Genomic DNA, 20755 nt, shown 5'->3' on the forward strand with positions numbered 1-20755 from the left:
ACCATCTGCCCGTCGCCAATTATTTGGCACTCAACTGACAACTATTCGTCACTATATCGGGAGCATGTATGGACACAGCGACGACGCTGCATCGCATTGGTAGCTCGGCCGGATCGGGTCACGCCCGGTTCATCGGCCGCGTAGGCGCACTGGCCGTTGCCCTCGGCATCGGCATCGCCGTCGCGAACAGTCCTGCCATCTGCCTCGCCGACACCGGCACCAGCACCGGCACCTCCGCGTCGTCGACCGACAAACCGTCGCCGGCCACCAAGCCGAAGGCGGAGAAGCCCACCAAGAAGGCGAAAAAGCCCAAGCGCCAGAAGGATTCGGCGGCCAAGAGCGATCGGGACGCAGCCTCCGCCACGACACCGGACCAGCCCGGGGACACCGAGACCCCGAAGCCCGGCGACAGCGACACCGCCGAACAGAAGCCGGCCACGACGAAGCCCGGGTCCGGCAACCCGGCCGAAACCGCGAAGCCGACGATCAAGAAATCCCGGCAGAACCAACTTCGCAACGCGATACCCAAACCTGCCGTGTCGGTCCCCCAGCCGACCGCCGCGACGAGCCAGACCAAACCCAAGACGAACCCGGCACCCACCTCGACCGCGGCGGTCACCGCCGCGAAACCAGCTGCCGCGCAGGCACCTTCAGTGGATTCCGCCGCCAACACCGTCTCGACGGCCCTGTCCGCCGCCGCGACCGAGATCAACACCCTCACGGCGACAACGCATCCCGTCTCCACGGCGGCCACCGGCGGCAACTTCGTCACGCACGTGGTGTCGAGCCTGCTGGGCGCAATCGGGTTGGTCCCGCACGCCGGAACCAGCCCCGCCGCTCCGCCGCAGGCGCCGGTGTTGTGGACCCTGTTCAGCTGGATTCGCCGCGAGATCGGCAACACCTTCTTCAACTCCTCGCCGCTCATCAACTACAAGCAGACCGAGACCAGCCAGACTTTCGGTGGTGTCATCAAGGGTGACTTGAAAGCCACCGACGCCAACGGCGACAAGCTCACCTACACCGTCGACAAGGGCCCGACGAAGGGCAGCGTGACGGTCCGTCCGGACGGCACCTTCACGTACACCCCAAGCGACGCACTGGCATTCAGCGGCGGCACCGACTCGTTCACGGTCACCGTCGACGACCGGCCCGGCAATCCGTTCCACATCAACCTGCTGAAGCTGTTCCAGCCGAACGCCGGCGCCACCACCACCGAGACCGTCACCGTCACGGTGAAGCCGACCAGTCCGCTCGGCACCGCCGACCAGATCGCGCTGGAACAGAAGGCCCAGGAGATCGTCAACACCCAGCAGGTGCAGGCCGCCATCGAGGCACTCAAGCAGGCCTGGCTGGCGCATGCGCAGCAGCGGTTCGGCCTCGTCGGCGGCGTCGATGCCGAGAACCTCGCATTGCTGGACGCAGCCGCCCGGGAACATGCACTCAATGCCGCGATGACGGTCGTCAACAACGACCCCGACAACCCACTGGTGATGGCCGTCGATATGCGGGCACACAGCTGGTACGGCACCGACACCCCCGGCGGCCGGTTCATCTACGACAACCCCGACACCATCTACCGCACCATCCCGGTGCGCAGCGGTTCGACGTACGTCATCAGCGGCAAGTACCTCGGCGGTGTCCCTGTCGACGGCAACTTCGGCGTCTACGCCGACATCAGCGACGCTCTGCCGATCGGCAACCTGGCGGCGAAGGACCTCGTCGTCAACGCCGACGGCACGTTCACCATCACAGCGGACGGCAATCCCACCCAGCCGGGACAGACCAACCACATCTATCTACCGCCGGAGGCCCAGCAGATCTTCGTCCGGTACACGATGGCGGACTGGACCACCGAATCAGCACCGAGCCTCACGGTCACCCGCACGGGCGGTCCGGCGGGCGCCCCCGCGGAGAGCTTCGACGAGATGGTCGCCCACACCGTCAGCATCGTCCAGAATTTCCAGACGAGCGCGCACAATACGGCGCTCGACATCGTCACCCTCAACCTGCAGACCGGCCAGCTCAAGCCGCCCAACACCCTGACGCAGCCGTTCAACTTCCCCGGCACGCTGGTGTCACAGAAGCAGAGCCTCGGCTACTTCCAACTGGCCGACAACCAGGCTCTCGTCATCACGATCAACCCCGGCAACGCCGGATACTTCGTGGTGCCGGTGACCAACGACTGGGAACTGTCACCCGGTGACGGCACCGCGCAGACGAGCCTCAACAACGCGCAGTCCATCGCCAACCCGGACGGCACTTACACCCTCGTCATCTCCCCCGACGACCCCGGTGTGGCCAACTGGGTCTCCACCGGCGGCCTCAACCAGGGCACCCTCTACATCCGGTTCCAGGCACTCGACGCCACCTCGTCGGCCGTGCCGATGATCGTCTCGCAGCAGGTCGTCACCCTCGATCAGCTCGGCACCGTGCTGCCGGCCGGCACCAAGTACGTGACCGACGCCGAACGACAGGCCCAGCTCGCCGCCCGCCAGGACGGCTACAACGACCGCTTCGGCCCCTTCCCGCAGATCACCACAGGAGCACAGTCCGCATGACCGCCACCGCCGTCACCTTCACCCCCGGTTCCGCTGCCACCTGGCGCAGCCCCTGGGCCATGTATGCCGCACTGCGCGAACATGATCCGGTTCACCACGTGGTCCCCGCGCACGCCCCCGACAAGGACTACTGGGTGCTGTCGCGTTACGCCGACATCTCCGCGGCGGCCAAGGACCACGAGACCTTCTCGTCGGCCGAGGGTCTCACCTTCAACTACGACGACATGGAAGCCGTTGGCATCAAAGACAATCCGCCCATGGTGATGCAGGACCCGCCGGTCCACACCACCTTCCGGCGGCTGGTGGCCAAGGGATTCACCCCGCGGCAGGTCACCGCGATCGAACCCAAGGTGCGCGAATTCGTGGTGGACCGCATCGAGAAGTTGCGCGCCAAGGGCGGCGGCGACATCATCACCGAGTTTCTCAAACCCATGCCCACCATGGTGGTCGCGCATTATCTCGGTGTCCCGGAAAAGGATTGGGATCGGTTCGACGCTTGGACCGATGCCATCGTCGCCGCAAACTCCACCGGGCACCAGCCCGCGGCCGCCCCCGCCATCGCCGAATTGTTCACCTACTTCAACGAATTGATCGCCTACCGCCAGGAGCATCCCGAGGACGACACCGTCTCGCACCTGGTGGCAGCCGGCTTCGGCGCCGACGGCGACATGTCCGGAATCCTGTCCATCCTGGGCTTCGCGTTCACGATGATCACCGGTGGCAACGACACCACGACCGGAATGCTCGGTGGCGCAGTGCAACTGCTCACCGCCCGCCGCGATCAGCGACAGCTCCTGATCGACGACCCGGCACTCATCCCGGATGCCGTGGAGGAACTGCTGCGGCTCACCTCGCCGGTGCAGGGCCTGGCCCGGATGACGACCCGTGACGTCGAGATCGAGGGCACCACGATTCCGGCCGGCCGCAAGACCTTCCTGCTGTACGGCTCGGGCAACCGCGACCACCGGCAATGGGGACCCGATGCCGAGGAGCTGAACGTGCTGCGCCGCCCCGCTCAAATCCTCACGTTCAGCCACGGCAACCACCACTGTCTCGGCGCAGCGGCGGCCCGCATGCAGGCTCGCGTCGCGCTCGAGGAGCTCCTGACCCGGTGCCCGGATTTCGACGTGGACGCCGACGCGGTCGAGTACGCCGAAGGCAGCTATGTGCGCCGCCCCACGCACCTTCCGTTCACGGCGGGGTCATGAGCCGGGTGGAGGTCGACCCCGAGATCTGCATCGGCATGGGCATGTGCGAGGGCATCAGCGCAGCGTTCCGGGTCGGCGACGGCGGCACGGTCGACATCGGTGACACCGCCGATGTCGACCCGGTGGTGTTGCGCCGGGCCGTGGCGGCGTGTCCGACGGGTGCGTTGCGCATGGCCGACGACGTGTAACGCGGCACCACAACCGGCCCGCCGACGGCAACCAACCGGCATGACGCACGTCACCCGGGCATGGTTCGATCTAAGACGCCATGACTATCGCGAGCCCTTTCCCCGAGGTCCAGATCCCGACCACGGCTGTCTCCGAGTACATCTTCGGTGATCTGGCCGAGTCGGACGCCGATCGCATCGCCATCACCGAGGTCGCGACCGGTGCCGAGTACACCTACCGCGAACTGGCGGGCCGGATCGAGGCGTTCGCCGGCGCGCTGGCCGCCCGTGGCCTGGGCGTCGGCGACGTGGTCGGCCTGCTGGCGCCGAACAGTGCCGCGTTCGCCGTCGCCTTCCACGGCATCCTCCGGTCCGGTGCCACGGCCACGACCATCAACGCGCTGTTCACGGCGAAGGACGTCGCGAAGCAACTGACCGACTCCGGGGCCGCCATGCTGATCACCGTCACGGCGCTGGCGCCGCAGGCGCTGCAGGCCGCCGCCGAGGTCGGGCTGGCCGCCGATCGTGTCGTCGTGCTCGACGGCCCGGGCACGGCGGCCGACGGTCATCCCAATGCCGCCGAGCTGCTCGACGCCGCGCTGCCCGCACCCGAGGTCAGCTTCGACCCGGCGACGCATCTGGCGGCCCTGCCCTACAGCTCGGGCACCACGGGAAACCCCAAGGGCGTCATGCTCACCCACACGAATCTCGCGGCGAATGTGGCGCAGATTCGTCCGATCCAGGGCCTGGTTCCCGAGGACCGGGTACTCGCGGTGCTGCCGTTCTTCCACATCTACGGCATGACGGTGCTGCTCAACTCCGTCCTGCATGCCCGGGCCCGCCTGGTGATCATGCCCAGCTTCGATCTCGCGCTCTTCCTCAAGACCATCCAGGACCACAAGTGCACGTTCGCGTTCATCGCGCCGCCCGTCGCGGTGGCGCTGGCGAAGCACCCGATGGTCGACTCGTACCGGCTCGATTCCCTGAAAGGGCTCATGTCGGGCGCCGCGCCGCTCGATGACGACCTCGGCATGGCGGTCTCCGACCGGCTCGGCTGCCCCATCGTGCAGGGCTACGGCATGAGTGAGCTGAGCCCGGTGAGCCACTGCATGCCGTTCGACGGCGGCCGCGAACTCGTCGGCGCCGTGGCACCGTTGAGCTCGTGCGGCTGGACGGTGCCGAACGCCGTCAGCAAGATCGTCGACCCCGATACGGGCGCCGAGATCGGCCGGCCCGAGCACGGTCTCAGCGAGGTCGGCGAACTGTGCTTCCGCGGACCCAACGTCATGGCCGGTTACCTCAACAACGACGCCGCCACCCGCGAGACCATCGACGACGACGGCTTCCTGCACACCGGTGACCTGGCCCGCGTCGACGCCAGCGGCTGCATCTACATCGTCGACCGGCTCAAGGAGCTCATCAAGTACAAGGGCTACCAGGTGCCGCCGGCCGAACTCGAGGCCGTGCTGCTGACGCACCCCGGTATCGCCGATACGGCAGTGGTCGGGGTCCGTGATCCGGAGTCGGGCGAGGAAGTGCCCAAGGCATTCGTGGTGCTGCAACCGGAGTCGGCGTTGACGGGCGACGAGATCATGGATTTCGTCGCCGGCCAGGTCGCGCCGTACAAGAAGGTGCGGCAGGTCGCGTTCATCGATGCGATCCCGAAGTCCGCAGCCGGCAAGATTCTGCGCCGCGAACTGCGCGACATCCGCGAGGTCTAGTGCGGGATCGGCTGGCCGACGTCGCGTGCGGCCCGGGCCTGGCGATATCCGACCACGAGCCCGATGAGCGGCATCAACACCAGGCCGGCCAGTCCGAACAGATCGCCGCGCACCCCGATCGGCTCGGCGGCGGCCCACACCGGGACACCGGTGTGATCGGCCGACAGCAGATCCGCTTCGCCCTCCACAGGTGGCGCGGCCGGCGCCTGAACTTCGACGGCCGGTGGGGCCGTCGGGGCCGCCCACCACGAACTCCCGGCCGTCGTGCCGGTGTGCTGTTCGGCGACGACGACCGGCACCGCCGGGTTCGGGGGTGTGAACACCGGCACCGCAGCGGGGTTGTCGGAGCCGCTGCCCGACTGGGCGCCGGGCGCGGTGTTGTTGCCCTTGCCGTTCGCCTTCGAGGATTTGCCGGTGTTGGTCTGACCGGCCACCGACGAATTGGCGCCGGAATTGCCGCGTGAACCCGAGCCACCGTTGCCGGAGTTGCCGCCGCCGTTGGCGCGCGGCGAGCCGCTCTTGCTGGAACCAGTCTTGCCGGAGCTGCTGTTGCCACCGTTGCCGTTGGACCCGCCGGGATCGGCGGCGGCGACGGCCATCGAGGGGCCGGCCATCACCAGAAACGCCGACACCGAAAGACCGGCAACCGTCAGCAGCGCATCGTCACGGCGCATGTCTGCCCCCGATCAGTTCCGCTGAGTGGCAACCCCCTGCGCACTCCGGTTCCTCATCATGGCATGCCACCGGGCCGGGGTTGACGATTTCCGCAGTCGTCGCGGGTCAGGGTTCAGGCGGCGTCCGGGTCCTGTGCGATGCCGTCCGCGGCCTTGCGCAGCAGCGTCAACGCGGTGCGCGCCCACGTCTGCGTCGCGCCGGCGAGCCCGCAGGCGGGCGTCAGGCCGACGCGCTCGCGCAACACCGTCCGCGGGAATCCGAGCCGGTCGGTGACGCTCGCCGCGGCGGCGGCCACCGTTTCGACCGGCACCGGCCGCTCCGGGGCGACGCCCGGCAGGACGCCCAGCATGATGGTCCGGCCTGCCTCGACCCACTCCCCGATACCGTCGAGGTCTGCCGCGGTCAGCTTGGTCACGTCGATGGAGATGGCGCTGAATGCGGTGCGCGCCAGGGTTTTCCACGGCACGTCCGCAGCGCACACGTGAATGCTCGCCTGTCCCCCGACGGTCGCGATGCACTCATCGAGCAGACTCGCGGCCAACAGGGCGTCGACCGGCGCCACCGGCGACATCCGGGTCACGCCGGCCAGCCGCCCGGCCAGTGCGGCGGGCAGTGACGGCTCGTCGAACTGCACGACGACGTCGGCCTCGCAGCGCCGCGCGACCTCGGCGCGGTGATGTGCGACGCCCTCGGCGAGGGAGCCGGCCAGGTCCCGCAGTGCGCCGGCATCGGTGATGGCCCGGTGGCCTCCGGGCAGTTCGAGTTCGGCGGCCAGCGTCAGCGGACCGGGGACCTGCACCTTGATGGTCCGTCCGGTCCCGCGCAGTCCGGCTTTCTCCCACGCCTCTTCGAGCGCGTCGACGTCCTCGTCGAGAAGGCCTGTGGCGCGCCGCACGACGGCGCTGCGGCCGGGCGCGATGCGGTAACCGCGGGGCACGGTGTCGATGCCGATGTCGACGAGCAGCGCACCCGCCCGTCCGATGATGTCGGCGCCCACGCCACGTGCGGGCAGTTCCACCAGATGCGGCAGCGCGGGCAGTTCACCGACCACGACTGCCGCCGCTTCCCGTGCGACCGTCCCCGGCCACGAGCCGATACCGGTTGCCTGGGCGAAAACAGTCACGCAGCCAACACTATTCGATGGGGTCTGCGGCCGGATCTTCCACGTAGCTCCGCAGCCGGTCCAGGGCCCGGTCCCAGCGCTTCGACAACGCGGTCAGGTACTCACTGGCCTCGGCGAGCGGATCCGGCTGTATCCGCCAGATGCGCTCACGCCCGTGCCGGCTGCTGGTCACCAGCCCCACCGCCTCCAACAGCAGCAGATGTTTGGTGGCCGCCTGCCGGGTCACCGGAATCACCTGTGTCACTTGCAAAGTCGAGCACGGGCCGGCCTCGCAGAGGCGCACGACGATACGCAGCCGATTAGGGTCGCCGAGCGCGTCGAACAACGGCGCCCGGTCTTCGACAGCCGTACTCACACGAGTTCGTCCAGGTACTTGCGTACCAGTTTCGTCTGGGCTTCCCAGCCGCCACTGTTGGCTTCGAACGCCGCAGCCCGGCGCTCGGCCGGGATGTTGTCGAACCCGGACTCGACGATCTGCAACAACACACCGTCGGCAGTCTCGGTGAGTGTGAACTCGACCAGCGTGGTCGGCTCGTCGTCGTAGTCGGCGTCCGGTTCGACGGCGTACGGATGCCAGCGGAAAGCCAGACGACGCGGCGGTTCGACCGCGACGATCTGCCACACCGAGGATTTACCGGCGTGCGGCTCCTGCGCGGCAGCGACCTCGTCGTCGACCTCGGTCGGGGTGATCACCCCGGTTACGGACTCGCCCGCGACGAACGGTCCGTCGAACCGGATGCCGAACCAGCGACCGAACTCGTCGGAGTTGGCGATGGCGCGCCACACCCGGTCGAGCGGGGCGCGCAGAGTGACTTCTTTTTCGATGCGATCGGAATTCATAAGCAACCTCCTGGTTGCCTATCACGTTACGACCGCACTCCAGGAAACGCAACCATTTGGTTGCCTTGGGATGGCGTCAGCGCGTGATCGTGGCGCTGGCGATGACCTCGTCGCCGTCCGGGTCGCGGCGGTAGAGCACCATGGTCTGACCAGGGGCGACGCCGCGCAGCGGCGTGCGCAGCTGCACGTCGAGCGCGCCGTCGGCGAACTCGGCGACCGCGTCGGCCAGCCCGCCGTGCGCGCGCACCTGGACCAGGCATTCCACCGGCCCATCGAACGGCACACCCGAGGTGAACACCGGACGCTCGCCGGTCAATGCGTGGATCTCGAGATCCTCGACACCGCCGACATGCACCGTCCCGGTCTCGGCGTCGATGCCCGTGACGTAGCGCGGCAGGCCGTCCGGCCCCGGGCCGGCGATGCCCAAGCCCTTGCGCTGGCCGATGGTGAACCCGTGCACGCCGTCATGTTCGGCGAGCTTCGTGCCGCCCGCGTCGACGACCGCGCCCGGCCGGATACCGATACGCGCGCCGAGGAAGGCGCGGGTGTCACCGGACGGGATGAAGCAGATGTCGTGGCTGTCCGGCTTGTCCGCCACGGCCAGCCCGCGGTCGGCGGCCTCCTGCCGGATCTGCGGCTTGGGGGTGTCACCGATCGGGAACAGCGCGTGGCTGAGTTGTTCGGCCGTCAGCACCCCGAGGACGTAGGACTGGTCCTTGTCCGCGTCGACGGCACGGCGCAACCGGCCGTCCTCCAGCCGCGCGTAGTGGCCGGTCGCCACCGCGTCGAATCCCAGCGCCAGCGCGCGCGCCGACAGCGCCGAGAACTTGATCTTCTCGTTGCAGCGCACGCAGGGGTTCGGCGTCTCGCCGCGGGCGTACGACTCGACGAAGTCGTCGATGACGTCTTCCTTGAAGCGGTCCGCGAAATCCCAGACGTAGAACGGGATTTCCAGGATGTCGGCGACACGGCGGGCGTCGCCGGCGTCCTCCTTCGAGCAGCAGCCGCGCGACCCGGTGCGCAGGGTGCCGGGCGCGGTGGACAGCGCCAGGTGCACGCCCACCACGTCATGGCCGGCGTCGACCATGCGCGCCGCGGCCACCGAGGAGTCGACTCCCCCGCTCATCGCTACCAGAACCCGCATGACTACCTTCCCAACCCGGCACTGGCCAGTGCGGCCTGACGCGCCCGCTCGACCGCGGCCGGCAGCACGGCCAGCGCGGCATCGATGTCGGCGTCAGAACTGGTGTGCCCCAACGAAAATCGGAGTGATCCACGGGCACTCGCCGGATCGGCGCCCATCGCGATCAAGACGTGTGACGGCTGTGCGACGCCCGCCGTGCAGGCCGAGCCCGTCGAGCATTCGATGCCCTTGGCGTCCAGCAGCATCAGCAGGGCATCGCCTTCGCAGCCACGAAAAGTGAAGTGCGCGTTGCCCGGAAGCCGGTTCTCGCCGGTGCCACCGTTGAGCACGACGTCGTCGATACCCGACAGCACACCGTCGACCAGCCGGTCGCGCAAGGCGCCGATCCGGGTGCGGTACCCGTCCAGGCCCTCCACCGCGACGCGTGCGGCGGCCGCCATGGCCACCACGCCCGCGACATCCGGTGTGCCCGAACGCACGTCACGCTCCTGGCCGCCGCCGTGCAGCAGCGGCACGCACGCGACATCACGGCGCAGCAGCAGGGCGCCGACGCCGGTGGGGCCACCGAACTTGTGTGCCGCCACGCTCATGGCGGACAGCCCGCTCGCGGCGAAATCGACGGCCACCGCACCGATCGCCTGGATGGCATCACTGTGGATCGGCACGCCGAATTCGGCAGCGACAGCGGCCAATTCAGCGACCGGCTGGATGGTGCCGACCTCGTTGTTGGCCCACATCACGCTGACGAGCGCGACATCGTCGTGGGATTCGAGAATCTCGCGCAGGGCTTGGGCGGACGTGGCGCCGGTGGCGTCCACGGGCAGCCAGGTCACCTCCGCACCCTCGTGTTCGACGAGCCACTCGACGGCGTCGAGCACGGCATGGTGCTCGATGGGCGACGTCACGATCCGGCGGCGTCCCGGACAGCTGTCGCGGCGGGCCCAGAAGATGCCCTTGACCGCCAGGTTGTCACTCTCGGTACCGCCGGCCGTGAAGATCACCTCGGAGGGCCGGGCGCCCAGCTGTTGGGCCAGGGACTCGCGGGCCTCCTCCATCCGGCGCCGCGCGGCCCGCCCCGACGTGTGCAGCGACGACGCGTTGCCGCCGGCCGCCAGGACCGCCGTCATCGCCTCGATGGCAGCGGGCTGCATCGGGGTCGTGGCGGCGTGGTCCAGATATGCGGGGCTCATGGCCTGTCCAGGATACCGGCCAGGCCAAACCGGTCAGGCTGCCAGCGCGCGCCCGTGAACAGCGGCGACGGGCAGCGGACCCACCTGGTGCACCGCGGCCTGGCAGCGGCCGGCCAGATCGCGCCGGTCGGTACCGGGCAATTGCAGCGACTGCACCTGCATGTGGCACACCGTCAGCTTGGCGGTGATGACGCGTTTGATCGACGTCAGCAGCGAATCGTCACCGATGAACGCCGGGATGGTGGACTGCGCGCCGTTGCGGTGCCGGTAGGTCAGCTGCAGCGGCTGGACGGGACGTCCGGTGTCGATGGCGGCCTGGAACATCGCCGGCGCGAAGGTGCCGTGCCCCAGACCGCACCACGTGGTGCCCTCCGGGAACGCCACGACGGTTTGACCTGCGGCGAGCCGGTCCCCGACGGTGCGGACGACGTCGGGCAGGCCGCGCAGGCTGTGCCGGTCGATCGGGATGACCTTGAGCAGCCGGGCCACGAACCCGAGTGCGGGCCACTCGATGAGATCGGCGCGCGCCACGAACGAGCCGGGCATCACGGCGCCGATCGCGAAGATGTCGACCCAGGACACGTGCCCGGCGACCACCAGCACGCCGCTCAGGTTGCGGATGGGGCCGCCGGAGACGGTGATCCGCACGCCCAGGCACCGCAGCATCAAGCGGCAGTACAGGCGCTGGATGCGGGACTTGCCGGGCAGCGGCACGGCGAGCAGTGGCAGCGCGGGCAGCAGCAGCATCGTCATGATCAGCCGGACGGTCGTGCGCAGCACGACGACGATCGGGCGGCTGATGTGCACGGAGTCGACCCGGATGCAGCTGGCGTCGCACGACGCCTTCGGCAGCCAGGCGTGTTCCGCCGCCGTCACCGGCGTGGTCACTGCGCGGCCTTGTCGGTCGCGGCAGCCGCCGAACGCAGCCGGGTCAGGTACCGGACGTCGGCTTCGCGCTTGTCCAGCAGGGCCGGGAAGTCGCCGACACCGAAGTCGGGGTCGTAGGCCGGGTCGCCGCACACCTTGGCGCCGAGACGCAGGTAGCCGCGCATCAGCGGCGGCACCGTCACGCGGGCCGGCGGCTCGATGTCGTCGAGCAGCTTGCCGTCGATGATCACCGGGCGGTACGGGCGCACCTTGTACTCCGAGGCGTGCCGCTTGTTGACGAAGTCGCGGACGCCGCGAATCTGACTGGCCGGGGCCTCGTCGGGGCTGCCCTGGATGGGTACCGACACGCAGCCGGTGACGTAGTCGTAGCCGCTGTGGTCCAGGTAGGCCAGGATGCCGCCCCACATGAGCAGCACGACGGCGCCGTTGCGGTGGTCTGCACGCACCACGGCGCGCCCCATCTCCACCAGCGACGGGCGCAGGCTGTCGAGCGCGCTGACGTCGAATTCCGTTGCGGTGTACAGCCCGCCCGCGGCGATGGCGCCGGGCGGAGGGAGCATGCGGTAGCAGCCGACGTACTCGCCGGTGTTGTCGTCCCGAACCAGGAGGTGGTCGCAGAACTCGTCGAATCGATCGGCGTCCCGGCCACTTTCGAAACCGGGGCTGTCGTCGGTGAGGGTGTAGCCCGGCTCCGAGGTGAACACGTGGTGACGAAGCCGTTGCGCGGCCTCGATGTGTTCCCGGTCGGCCGACAGCAGCAGCGTGTAGCGCGGGGTGCCGGTCGATGAACTGGTGTCGTCAGGGGCGATGAGTACAGAACTAGTGCTCATGTTCTGCACGGTGACGGAGCCGTTCGGCGCGGCGGCATCAATCACGTAACGCTTCGATGACCGGTTGCGAAACATCACGGTCCGTTACATTCGGCGCGTGATGCCGCGATGAGGAGCCGCTTCTGACAAGGGTTTCAGGCACTGTCCCGGTGTGCCAGCGCAACGCGCAGCTGCCGCCGGCCGCGGGAGACCCGCGACATCACCGTGCCCATGGGCACTCCCATGAGCCCGGCGGTCTCGGCGTAGGTGTAGCCCTGAACCTCCACATAGAACAGCGCGGTCCGCGCGCCTTCGGACAGCTCGCCGAACGCGGCCTCGACATCTCCGTCGGCCATGAGGTCGAGCAGCTCGACCTCTGCCGAACGGCGGGCAGTCGACTGTTCGTGGCCGGCCGCGGTGATCACCTCCAGCGGCACCTCCGGTGGGCGCGACGCCCGATAGCGATGTCTGCTGACCCACCGGTTGTGCAAGATACGGAAAAGCCAAGCGTTGAGATTGGTGCCCTGCTGAAACGACCCGAACCCCTGATACGCGTGTAACAAGGTGTCCTGCAAGAGATCTTCGGCGTCGGCTTCGCAGCGTGTCAGCCGGCGGGCGCCGCGGCCGAGGGCGTCGAGCAACGGCACGGCATCCGCGACAAACCGGGCCGCAAGGTCAGCGTCCGGCACCGGCGCTGCCGTCACGATCGAAACTCCCCTCGCCTGTGACCGCGCAGGGTGCGCCGCCGAACTCAGACTCGCCGGAAAGCGCCTGTGGCGAACCATTGAAAGTTCGTGGTCGGTACCGGAATCCGTGGTGCGCCCTGCGATGGATGACTTCGCGCGCCGGTCCGCGTTCAACCCCGCACAGGGTCAAATCCATGACGCTGCCGAATGTGTGCGAGAAGGAGACAACGTGAGCTTGGACAACATTTCCCACCTTGGTCAGACGGGGCTCGACGAGTTGGTTCCGTCGCGTTACGCGGTGCCGGTCGGCGATATCGAGGTACTGGTCATCAGCGACGGCGTACTGCCGATCACGGCGTCGACGCTGGGCACCAATGTCCCGCCCGCCGAACTGACGGGGTGGCTGGACGACAACTTCCTGCCGCCCGAGATCGTCGACTGGCCACTGAACATCGTGGTGGTCCGCAGCGGCGACCAGACGATCCTGGTCGACGCCGGACTCGGGCTGGAGTTCCCGGACTTCCCGCGCGCCGGACAGACGGTCCAGCGGCTGGAGGCAGCTGGTGTCGATCTCGCCTCGGTGACCGACGTCGTGCTGACCCACATGCACATGGACCACGTCGGCGGACTGATCACCGAGGGCGTGAAGGAACGGTTCCGGCCGGACCTGCGCGTGCATGCGGCCACCGCCGAGGCCGAGTTCTGGGCGGCACCCGACTTCTCCCGGACGGTCATGCCGCAGCCGATCCCCGACGTGCTGCGGCGCTCGGCCACGCAGTTTCTGACCGACTACAGCGGCCAATTGCGGACGTTCGAGACGGACTACGAGGTCGCGCCGGGCGTGCTCGTCTCGCGTACGGGTGGTCACACGCCCGGGCACAGCGTGGTCCGCCTCGAATCGCGCGGCGAGAAGCTGACCTTCGCCGGCGACGCCGTGTTCGCCCCCGGCTTCGATAATCCGGAGTGGCAGAACGGCTTCGAGCACGACCCCGAGGAGGCGGCCCGCGTCCGCATCCGCCTGCTGCGAGAGATCGCGGCCACCGGCGAGGCCCTCGTCGCCACGCACCTGCCGTTCCCGTCGGTGTGCCACGTGGCGGCCGTCGGCGACGCTTTCCGGTGCGTGCCCGCGACCTGGGACTACTGACCGCTGAGCACGAGAACGGCCCCCGGACCTGTTGTCCGGGGGCCGTTTTCGGTGAGGCGGGCGGTCAGGCAGCCGCGCCGCCGCCATCGGCATGCAGCGTCGACCCGGTGACGAAGCTCGACCGTGGCGACGCCAGGAACAGCACCGCCTGCGCGATCTCGGCCGGCTGTGCCGTCCGGCCCAGCGGCAGCATGCGCCCCAGTTCGTCGTTGGTGTCGCCCCATTCGGCAGCCACCCCCGGCGTCGCCGTCGGCCCGGGAGCCACGCTGTTGACACGCACACCGTGCGGCCCGAATTCTGTCGCCCACGTGCGGGTCAACGATTCCAGCGCAGCCTTGGACGCGCTGTAACTGGATGCCCCCGGCACGCCCTTGAACGCGACCATGGACGTGACATTGACGATGCTCCCCCGGCCCCGGCGCAGCATGCCCGGGACCAGAGCCGCCACCAGGAAATAGGCGCCGCGCACGTTGGTGTCGAAGGTGGACTCGAAGGTCGCCACGTCCTGCTCCACGGTCAGTGCACCCGGGAAGCTGGCGGCGTTGTTGACCACGATGTCGACATCACCGCATTGGCGGGCAAGGCTTTTCACTGATTCCAGGTCGGCCAGGTCCGCGGGGATGAACCGCACCCCGAGTTCGGCGGCCGCCGCGGCGCCACGGTCGGCGGAGCGTCCGGTGATGATCACCGTCGCACCTTCGGCCGCCAGCAGGCGCGCGGTCTCGAACCCGATGCCGGCCGTCCCGCCCGTCACGAGCGCGGTGAGTCCGGTCAGCTCTGTCACCGGGCCGCCAGCCAGTCCGCCAGGTGCAGGTCCGAGATGATGGCATCGCCGCTGGTGACCAAACCGGTGTCGCCGACCTTGGTGCCGAAGTAGGTGGCTGCCGGGTCGACGACGATCGGCAGGCTCTCACCGCGGTGGGCCAGCGCCAGTTTGGCCAGGCCCGCGAACGTCAGTTTGTCCGGCCCGCCGATGTTCACGATCCCGTTGGCGGGTGCGTCCTGGGCGACGCGGGCCACTTCGGCGGCGACGTCGGCGCCGGCGATCGGCTGGATGAGGCCCTCGGGCACCCGCACTTCGCCGTCGACGGTCAGCGATGCGGTGATCGCGTCGGCGAACTCATGGAACTGGGTGGCCCGCACGATCGTGTAGGGCAGCCCCGACTCGGTGATGATGCGCTCCTGGGCGACCTTGGCCCGCATGTAGCCGCTGTCGGGCAGACCGTCGCAGCCGACGATGGACAGTGCCACGTAGTGGCCGACGCCGGTCTCCTTCGCGGCGGCCACCAAGTTGGTCGCCGACCGGGTGAAGAAGTCCAGTACCGGGCCGTCGGCGAAGTTCGGCGAGTTGACGACGTCGACCAGCACGTCGGCGCCCGTCAGGGCCTCGGTCAGGCCCGCGCCGGTGAGGACATCAGCACCTGAGTCCCGAGAAGCCGCCACGGTCTGGTGACCGGCCTCGTTAAGCAGGGCCACGACCTTCGAACCGATCTGGCCGCTGGCACCCATCACAGTGATCTTCATCAGACACACCCTTTCGAATTGTTTCGGTTGTGCGGCTTCCACACTCGCAGTCGCCGCAGGCCCGCGAACCCCGGAAAGTCCGTAGTCCGCCGGCGGTCAGTCGAGGAACACCACGTTGTCGCCGATCGGATTGCGCGGCGTGTCAAGGTGGTTCGCCGGAAACGCCGGGTCGGCGTAGCCGATCGAGATGCCGCACAGGATCGTGAGTTCCTCGGGAATGCCGAGCTGCGCACGCAGCACCTCGGGATACAAGCTGATCGACACCTGGACACAGCTGCCGAGGCCTCGCTCGGTCAATGCCAGCATCAGCGTCTGCAGGAACATCCCGACACCCATCGCGTCGACCGAGCCGAAATCGCGGTGCATGCACACCACCCCGGCGACGGGCGCCCGGAAGAATTCCCAATTGCGCCGCTGCGCCGCCCAGCGGCCCGCCGCGTCGCCGCGTTCGATGCCCATTGCGCCGTACACCAGGGCACCGCTCTCGCGGCGCAGATGCGCGAACCGGGGCGGCAGACCGGCCGAGCCCACCTCAGGCGGCGTCGCATCGACGGCCGCGAGCAGCGCGTCGACCAATCGTGCGCGCCGTTCCCCGGTGACGAGGTAGACGTGCCACGGCTGGGTGTTGGAGTTCGACGGTGCCCGGATCGCCAGCTCCAACGCCTCGTCGAGCAGCTCCCGCGGAACCGGCTTGTCCGGCAGGAACATCCGTGCGGACCGGCGCGAGCGGACGATGTCGCCGAACCCGGTCGTCATCGGACTCGCCGGTCCTTGCGGGCTTCGAGTTCGTCGTCATCGACGACGACGAGCATCGGCACGCCGGGCGTGCAGATCATCGTCACGAGAAAGCCAGCCGGACGTCGGTGCGGTTGTTGGCGTCCGAGTAGTGGATGACGTCGCCACCCGGCTCCCAGAATGCCTCCCCCGCTTTGATCACCCGCGGCGCTTCACCCTCCAACTCGAAGAGCATCTCGCCTTCCAAGACATAACCGAACGACGGTCCTCCAGGGTGGCGGTGTGGCGGTGCGCCCGCGCTTCCCGCCGGCCACTCGATGATCGACGTCATCACGTGGGCGTCGGCCGGGATGAACGGCGGCGTCACGGTCTGGATGGTGGTGATCGCCTTCATCAGGTCGGCACTATCGAACATTGTTGCTCCTCAGTTGAATCCGGGCCTGACCGATCGGAATGCCGACAGGCAGGACGCTCGGTATTCAGCTTCGTCGCGATGCAGCCTGGTGGGACCCTTGGAACTCCGTAGTCGAAACCGGGTGGAGCCACCGGGCGATATTGGCGACGTAGTCCTTGAAGACCGCCAGCCGCGACGGGTCGTCCTTGATCTGTGTGCCGGGAACATCGGACACGAACGACGGTGCCCCCACGGCGAGGTCCCAGTTGTAATCGGCGAAGTGGTGGAAGGTGGACTCGGCGACCACGCGGCCCATCGGCCGCCCGGCCGGACATCGTTCACCGTCGACCACGACGGCGAGGTTGAAGTGCCGGCCGGTCGCGGTACTGCGGCCCCTCGCGATTGCCTGGGCGACCGGACCTTTCGCAGTCACCATGCCCTCATGCGGATGCGCGGGGAACCATTCGATGTGCCCGCTGGCGGTGCGGTTCGTTCTCAGCAGTTCGTGCGGCTGGCCGTCGACCAACACCGGCTGGTAGTCGCCGTTGGCACCGGAGTGGTAGTTGGGCCACGAGATGTGCGGATTGTCCTGGTCGTCGCACAGCTCGCGAGGGTCGACGGTCTCGTCGTGGAATTCGTTGACCACGCCCAGGATTCCGAGGCGGTTCAGGCAGCACCCCAGGTCCTGGTGATCGCGCGCGGTGAGCACACCGCCGCCGCGCTCGCGGAACCGGCGGATGCCGTCGGCGTCGGCGGCCGTCAGACCGTCGCCGACGTCGACCGCCAGCAGCCACAGCTGGTCGAAATCGAGCTCGTCCAGACGGGCCAGTACCGGGTCGTCGGTGAGACATGACCGATTGCGTGCGGTCACGTGGTGACCGCACGCTCTCAGTTCGTCCGCGACCATCGAGAACCGGCTGACGTCCCAATCGTCGGCGCACTCGGTGATCGTCGTCTGCAACAGGATGCGGGACACAGAACTCATTTCACGTCAAGGGTTTTCGCGGAACGCGATCAGCATGGCCGATGGCGGACCGCGCCGGACCCTTGACAGTTCGTGGTCTGTGGCGCGAGTCAGCCGGCGGGGAACAGCGTGCGCAACTGCCGCCGCGACGTGATGCCGAGCTTGACGAAGACCTTGCGCAGGTGCCATTCGACGGTGTGCGTGCTGATGAACAGCTGGGCACCGATCTCCTGGTTGGTCAGACCGGCGGCGGCAAGTTCGGCGATCTGGGCCTCTTGCGTCGTCAGCTCGTCACCCGAACTGACCGGCTCCTTGCGGACCTTCTTCCCGGCCGCGATCAACTCGCGTCGCGTGCGCTCCGCGAACGCCTCGGCTCCCATCCGGTTGAACATCTCGAACGCCGCGCCGAGGTGCTCCCGCGCCGCCACGCGCCGGTTCATGCGGCGCAGCCATTCCCCGTAACACAGATGGGCCCGGGCCAGCAGGAACACGACGCCGGTACGCCCGAGTCGTTCGATGGCCTCGGCGTACCGGACGTCGGCGTCTTCGTCGTCGGCCACCAGGGCGCACGCGTACGCGAACGCCCCGAGCCCCCAGTCGGTGCCGCTGGTACCCGCACGTCCGGCCAGCTGCTGCGCAGCCCACTGGCCGGTTTCCTCGTCGCCGATGCGCGTTGCCGCTTCGACGAGCTCGATCAGACCCCAGCAGTAGAAGCCCAGATCGTCGTATTGGCAACAGTTCCTGGCCGCCGCGAAGGCTTCGGCGTAGCGCCCGAGTCCGTTGTAGACGACAGCCGAAAGAAACCCCGTTACCCCGAGTACCCGGCCTTCGCCGCGGGCCGCCGCGTCGGCCGCGGCGGACTCGATGAGGCCCACGGCGTCGACCGCGACCCCGCGAAACGCCGCCAACGACAGCGAGTGGTACCGCAACGGGGCATAGTCGGTCGCCGCCGAGATGACGGCGGCCTCGGCGATAAGTGCTGCCGCCGTGTCGAATTCGCCTGCGAGCAGATGAACGCCGGCCCCGAACGCGAGTGCGGGCGGAAGTACGGCCAAGGCGCCGGCGTCGCGCGCCTGGCGTATCGCGGCGGTGGCCAGGAGCCGGTGGATGCCGTCATCCCAAATCTCGCCGACGGCCGACTCCTGAATGATGGCCAGGCCCAACGGCATCCACCGCAGGAACTGACCGTCGGCGTCCTGTGCGTGCCGGCACATGAGCTCCAGCGCGGCGCGCATCTGTTCGGCACCACCGCCGGTGACGATCCGGCTCGCCACCCCGCTCAGCAGCAGGTCCACCGGCCGATGCAACGCGGCCGCATCACCGAGCGCCGCGCCTGCGGCCTCGGCCACCTGCACCACCATGTCCGTCCCACCGAGCCGGCCCGCATACATCGCCGCGGCGAGCGCCTCGAGGTATGTCTCGTGGGCCAGCCCGGCGTCGAGCCTCTCGAGGTCGCGTGCCGCGGCGAGCAACTTCTGCACGGCGTCGCTGAGCGGCGGCACGCCGGGCCCGCCGCCGCGACTGCGGGCGAACTGCATCTCGGCCCGCAACCGATCCACTTGTGCCCGTTGCAGATCCGTCAGTGGCCCGAGTTCGGCGATGGCCAGGAGCTCATACGCCGCAGCCGGTGCCGCCGCGTCGCGCTTGGCCTGTGCCGCCGCGAGCGCGCGTGCCGCACGCAGGGCCGGGTCCGCGGTGAGCACCGTCGCACGTTCGAGGAAGGCCGCGGCCGCGGCGACGCCGCCCTTGCTCTGCGCCCGTCCGGCGGATCGCTCCAGATCCGCGGCCACTGCGTCGTCGGGCCCCGCCGCCGCGTGCGCGAAATGCCACGCGCGGCGGTCCGGATCCTGCCGCGGGTCGGTGGCCTCGGCCAGCGCCCGATGTACCGATCGGCGCGCGTTCACATCGGCCGCACGATAGACAGCCGACCGCATCAACGGATGGCCGAAACGCACACGCGCGCCGAACTCGATGAGTCCGGCCGCCTCGGCCGGCGCCAGCGCGCTGACGGACAGCCCCAAAATCGTTGCGGCCCGCTGGAACAGCGCCGCATCCCCAACCGAGTCGGCGGCGGCGAGAAACAACAGTTGCTGGGCCGGCGGTGGCAACGCCTCGACGCGACGCCGGTAGCCGTCCTCGACCTGCCGCGTCACACTTCGCCCGGTGCCCATGTTCCAGAAGCCACCGGCGAGCTCCGCGGCAGAAACACTGCGGGGAACTTCGAGGAGCGCCAACGGGATTCCGCGCGTCTCGGCGACCACCCGGTCGCGCACCCGTTCGTCGACCCGACCCAACAGCACCGAGTCGAGCAGGTCGCGGGCGTCGGCATCGGACAGCCCGGTGACCGTCAGCTCCGGCAGCGGCCCCAGCGCCTCTGCTCCGGCGTCACGGGCCGCGAACAACAGCACAACGGGCTCGGCGAGGAAGCGGCGCGCCACGAAGGCAAGGGTCTGCAGCGATACTTGATCGAGCCACTGCGCGTCGTCGACCACACACAACAGCGGCTGGTCCGCCGTCGCGGCGGCCAACAGGCTCAGCACCGCGAGGCCCACCAGGAAACGGTCCGGCGCCGCCCCGGCGCCGCGGCCGAAGGCCACGTCCAATGCCTCGCGCTGCGGCGTCGGCAATTCGTCGAGGTGCTGCATCAGCGGCGCGCACAGCTGCTGCAGGCCCGCGTACGCCAGCTCCATATCGGACTCGACGCCCGTCACCTGAATACAGCGGAATCCGTCGGCAGCGTCCACCGTATGCCGCAGCAGCGCAGTCTTCCCGACCCCCGCCTCGCCGCGCAGGACGAGGACCTGACTGCTGCCCGAGCGCGCGGCCGACAACAGGCCGCGCAGCGTCGTGATCTCTCTGTCGCGGCCACGCAAGACCGGCGCGCGATCCTGGCTCGCCATCGGCACCACCGTTTCTGGTTGCTGTCAGCAGTCCTGCCCAGACACAAAGGTGCCCCAAAACCGAAGTTTTGGGGCACCTTCGCTT

The 20755-nt window shown here is 68.8% G+C and carries 19 protein-coding genes and 1 pseudogene; 5 read left to right on the plus strand and 15 right to left on the minus strand.

All coding sequences use genetic code 11. The features are described from left to right. The first annotated feature begins 68 nt into the window (after positions 1-68). The 4 genes from ACJH7A_RS08505 (at position 69) to ACJH7A_RS08520 (ending at position 5654) form a co-directional block, all read left to right on the plus strand. Complete coding sequence (locus ACJH7A_RS08505) at positions 69-2558, plus strand: Ig-like domain-containing protein (RefSeq protein WP_406801775.1); 2490 nt, start codon at positions 69-71, stop codon at positions 2556-2558. Further along, entirely contained in the window at positions 2555-3766 is a 1212-nt protein-coding gene (locus ACJH7A_RS08510) for a cytochrome P450 (RefSeq protein ID WP_212813877.1), read from the plus strand. Before ACJH7A_RS08505 ends, ACJH7A_RS08510 begins: the two co-directional genes overlap by 4 nt. Continuing rightward, positions 3763-3954: a ferredoxin gene (locus tag ACJH7A_RS08515; protein ID WP_212813875.1), complete on the plus strand. Its 192-nt coding sequence runs from the start codon at positions 3763-3765 to the stop codon at positions 3952-3954. Before ACJH7A_RS08510 ends, ACJH7A_RS08515 begins: the two co-directional genes overlap by 4 nt. 80 nt (positions 3955-4034) lie before the next feature. Continuing rightward, positions 4035-5654 carry an AMP-binding protein gene (locus ACJH7A_RS08520; RefSeq protein ID WP_212813873.1) on the plus strand — a complete coding sequence of 540 codons (1620 nt, stop codon included), beginning with the start codon at positions 4035-4037 and terminating at the stop codon, positions 5652-5654. Here ACJH7A_RS08520 and ACJH7A_RS08525 read toward each other — a convergent pair. The 9 genes from ACJH7A_RS08525 to ACJH7A_RS08565 form a co-directional block, all read right to left on the minus strand. Next, positions 5651-6328 carry a hypothetical protein gene (locus tag ACJH7A_RS08525; protein WP_406801776.1) on the minus strand — a complete coding sequence of 226 codons (678 nt, stop codon included), beginning with the start codon at positions 6326-6328 and terminating at the stop codon, positions 5651-5653. The genes ACJH7A_RS08520 and ACJH7A_RS08525 overlap by 4 nt on opposite strands. Positions 6329-6441: 113 nt before the next feature. Further along, on the minus strand, positions 6442-7452 hold the full coding sequence (locus ACJH7A_RS08530) for a methionine synthase (RefSeq protein ID WP_406775188.1): 1011 nt from the start codon (positions 7450-7452) through the stop codon (positions 6442-6444). Positions 7453-7462: 10 nt separating this feature from the next. Further along, positions 7463-7807 carry a helix-turn-helix transcriptional regulator gene (locus tag ACJH7A_RS08535; RefSeq protein ID WP_020103162.1) on the minus strand — a complete coding sequence of 115 codons (345 nt, stop codon included), beginning with the start codon at positions 7805-7807 and terminating at the stop codon, positions 7463-7465. Beyond that, on the minus strand, positions 7804-8292 hold the full coding sequence (locus tag ACJH7A_RS08540) for an SRPBCC family protein (protein ID WP_346416755.1): 489 nt from the start codon (positions 8290-8292) through the stop codon (positions 7804-7806). The genes ACJH7A_RS08535 and ACJH7A_RS08540 overlap by 4 nt, the downstream gene beginning before the upstream one ends. A gap of 76 nt (positions 8293-8368) precedes the next feature. Continuing rightward, positions 8369-9436 (minus strand): tRNA 2-thiouridine(34) synthase MnmA, encoded by a 1068-nt coding sequence (gene mnmA, locus ACJH7A_RS08545; protein ID WP_212813864.1) that lies wholly within the window; start codon positions 9434-9436, stop codon positions 8369-8371. Positions 9437-9438: 2 nt separating this feature from the next. Continuing rightward, positions 9439-10626 (minus strand): cysteine desulfurase family protein, encoded by a 1188-nt coding sequence (locus ACJH7A_RS08550; protein WP_212813862.1) that lies wholly within the window; start codon positions 10624-10626, stop codon positions 9439-9441. A 33-nt stretch (positions 10627-10659) separates the two neighbouring features. Next, a complete protein-coding gene (locus ACJH7A_RS08555) occupies positions 10660-11514 on the minus strand; it encodes a lysophospholipid acyltransferase family protein (RefSeq protein WP_346416758.1) in 855 nt (284 codons plus the stop codon). Then, the gene (locus tag ACJH7A_RS08560; RefSeq protein ID WP_212813860.1) at positions 11511-12344 is read right to left on the minus strand and encodes a GNAT family N-acetyltransferase; all 834 of its coding nucleotides are present in this window, start codon (positions 12342-12344) and stop codon (positions 11511-11513) included. Before ACJH7A_RS08560 ends, ACJH7A_RS08555 begins: the two co-directional genes overlap by 4 nt. Positions 12345-12478: 134 nt before the next feature. Continuing rightward, positions 12479-13027 carry a sigma-70 family RNA polymerase sigma factor gene (locus ACJH7A_RS08565; protein WP_346416759.1) on the minus strand — a complete coding sequence of 183 codons (549 nt, stop codon included), beginning with the start codon at positions 13025-13027 and terminating at the stop codon, positions 12479-12481. 211 nt (positions 13028-13238) lie between these two features. Here ACJH7A_RS08565 and ACJH7A_RS08570 point away from each other — a divergent pair, with 211 nt between their 5' ends. Then, positions 13239-14153: an MBL fold metallo-hydrolase gene (locus tag ACJH7A_RS08570; RefSeq protein WP_244872857.1), complete on the plus strand. Its 915-nt coding sequence runs from the start codon at positions 13239-13241 to the stop codon at positions 14151-14153. Positions 14154-14217: 64 nt separating this feature from the next. On the opposite strand, the gene ACJH7A_RS08575 is transcribed toward ACJH7A_RS08570, so the two are convergent. The 6 genes and pseudogenes from ACJH7A_RS08575 to ACJH7A_RS08600 form a co-directional block, all read right to left on the minus strand. Then, positions 14218-14937: an SDR family NAD(P)-dependent oxidoreductase gene (locus tag ACJH7A_RS08575; protein WP_212813855.1), complete on the minus strand. Its 720-nt coding sequence runs from the start codon at positions 14935-14937 to the stop codon at positions 14218-14220. Beyond that, positions 14934-15677 (minus strand): NAD(P)H-binding protein, encoded by a 744-nt coding sequence (locus tag ACJH7A_RS08580; RefSeq protein WP_346416761.1) that lies wholly within the window; start codon positions 15675-15677, stop codon positions 14934-14936. Before ACJH7A_RS08580 ends, ACJH7A_RS08575 begins: the two co-directional genes overlap by 4 nt. 96 nt (positions 15678-15773) lie before the next feature. Beyond that, entirely contained in the window at positions 15774-16433 is a 660-nt protein-coding gene (locus ACJH7A_RS08585; protein ID WP_346416762.1) for a nitroreductase, read from the minus strand. After that, positions 16430-16827: pseudogene (locus ACJH7A_RS08590) on the minus strand (cupin domain-containing protein). Before ACJH7A_RS08590 ends, ACJH7A_RS08585 begins: the two are co-directional and overlap by 4 nt. Positions 16828-16891: 64 nt before the next feature. Continuing rightward, positions 16892-17782, minus strand: coding sequence for a hypothetical protein (locus tag ACJH7A_RS08595; protein ID WP_346416871.1), 891 nt, complete (start codon positions 17780-17782; stop codon positions 16892-16894). A 98-nt stretch (positions 17783-17880) separates the two neighbouring features. Next, positions 17881-20670, minus strand: coding sequence for an AAA family ATPase (locus ACJH7A_RS08600; RefSeq protein WP_346416763.1), 2790 nt, complete (start codon positions 20668-20670; stop codon positions 17881-17883). Positions 20671-20755: the final 85 nt, after the last annotated feature.

Origin of the sequence: Mycobacterium sp. SMC-17, assembly GCF_045310915.1 — a bacterium.
Lineage (GTDB): Bacteria > Actinomycetota > Actinomycetes > Mycobacteriales > Mycobacteriaceae > Mycobacterium.

Coding starts and splice junctions, on each gene's coding strand:
- ACJH7A_RS08505 (WP_406801775.1), top strand. CDS start 69: ATGGACACAGCGACGACGCTGCATCGCATTGGTAGCTCGGCCGGATCG.
- ACJH7A_RS08510 (WP_212813877.1), top strand. CDS start 2,555: ATGACCGCCACCGCCGTCACCTTCACCCCCGGTTCCGCTGCCACCTGG.
- ACJH7A_RS08515 (WP_212813875.1), top strand. CDS start 3,763: ATGAGCCGGGTGGAGGTCGACCCCGAGATCTGCATCGGCATGGGCATG.
- ACJH7A_RS08520 (WP_212813873.1), top strand. CDS start 4,035: ATGACTATCGCGAGCCCTTTCCCCGAGGTCCAGATCCCGACCACGGCT.
- ACJH7A_RS08525 (WP_406801776.1), bottom strand. CDS start 6,328: ATGCGCCGTGACGATGCGCTGCTGACGGTTGCCGGTCTTTCGGTGTCG.
- ACJH7A_RS08540 (WP_346416755.1), bottom strand. CDS start 8,292: ATGAATTCCGATCGCATCGAAAAAGAAGTCACTCTGCGCGCCCCGCTC.
- mnmA (WP_212813864.1), bottom strand. CDS start 9,436: ATGCGGGTTCTGGTAGCGATGAGCGGGGGAGTCGACTCCTCGGTGGCC.
- ACJH7A_RS08550 (WP_212813862.1), bottom strand. CDS start 10,626: ATGAGCCCCGCATATCTGGACCACGCCGCCACGACCCCGATGCAGCCC.
- ACJH7A_RS08560 (WP_212813860.1), bottom strand. CDS start 12,344: ATGAGCACTAGTTCTGTACTCATCGCCCCTGACGACACCAGTTCATCG.
- ACJH7A_RS08580 (WP_346416761.1), bottom strand. CDS start 15,677: ATGAAGATCACTGTGATGGGTGCCAGCGGCCAGATCGGTTCGAAGGTC.
- ACJH7A_RS08585 (WP_346416762.1), bottom strand. CDS start 16,433: ATGACGACCGGGTTCGGCGACATCGTCCGCTCGCGCCGGTCCGCACGG.
- ACJH7A_RS08600 (WP_346416763.1), bottom strand. CDS start 20,670: ATGGCGAGCCAGGATCGCGCGCCGGTCTTGCGTGGCCGCGACAGAGAG.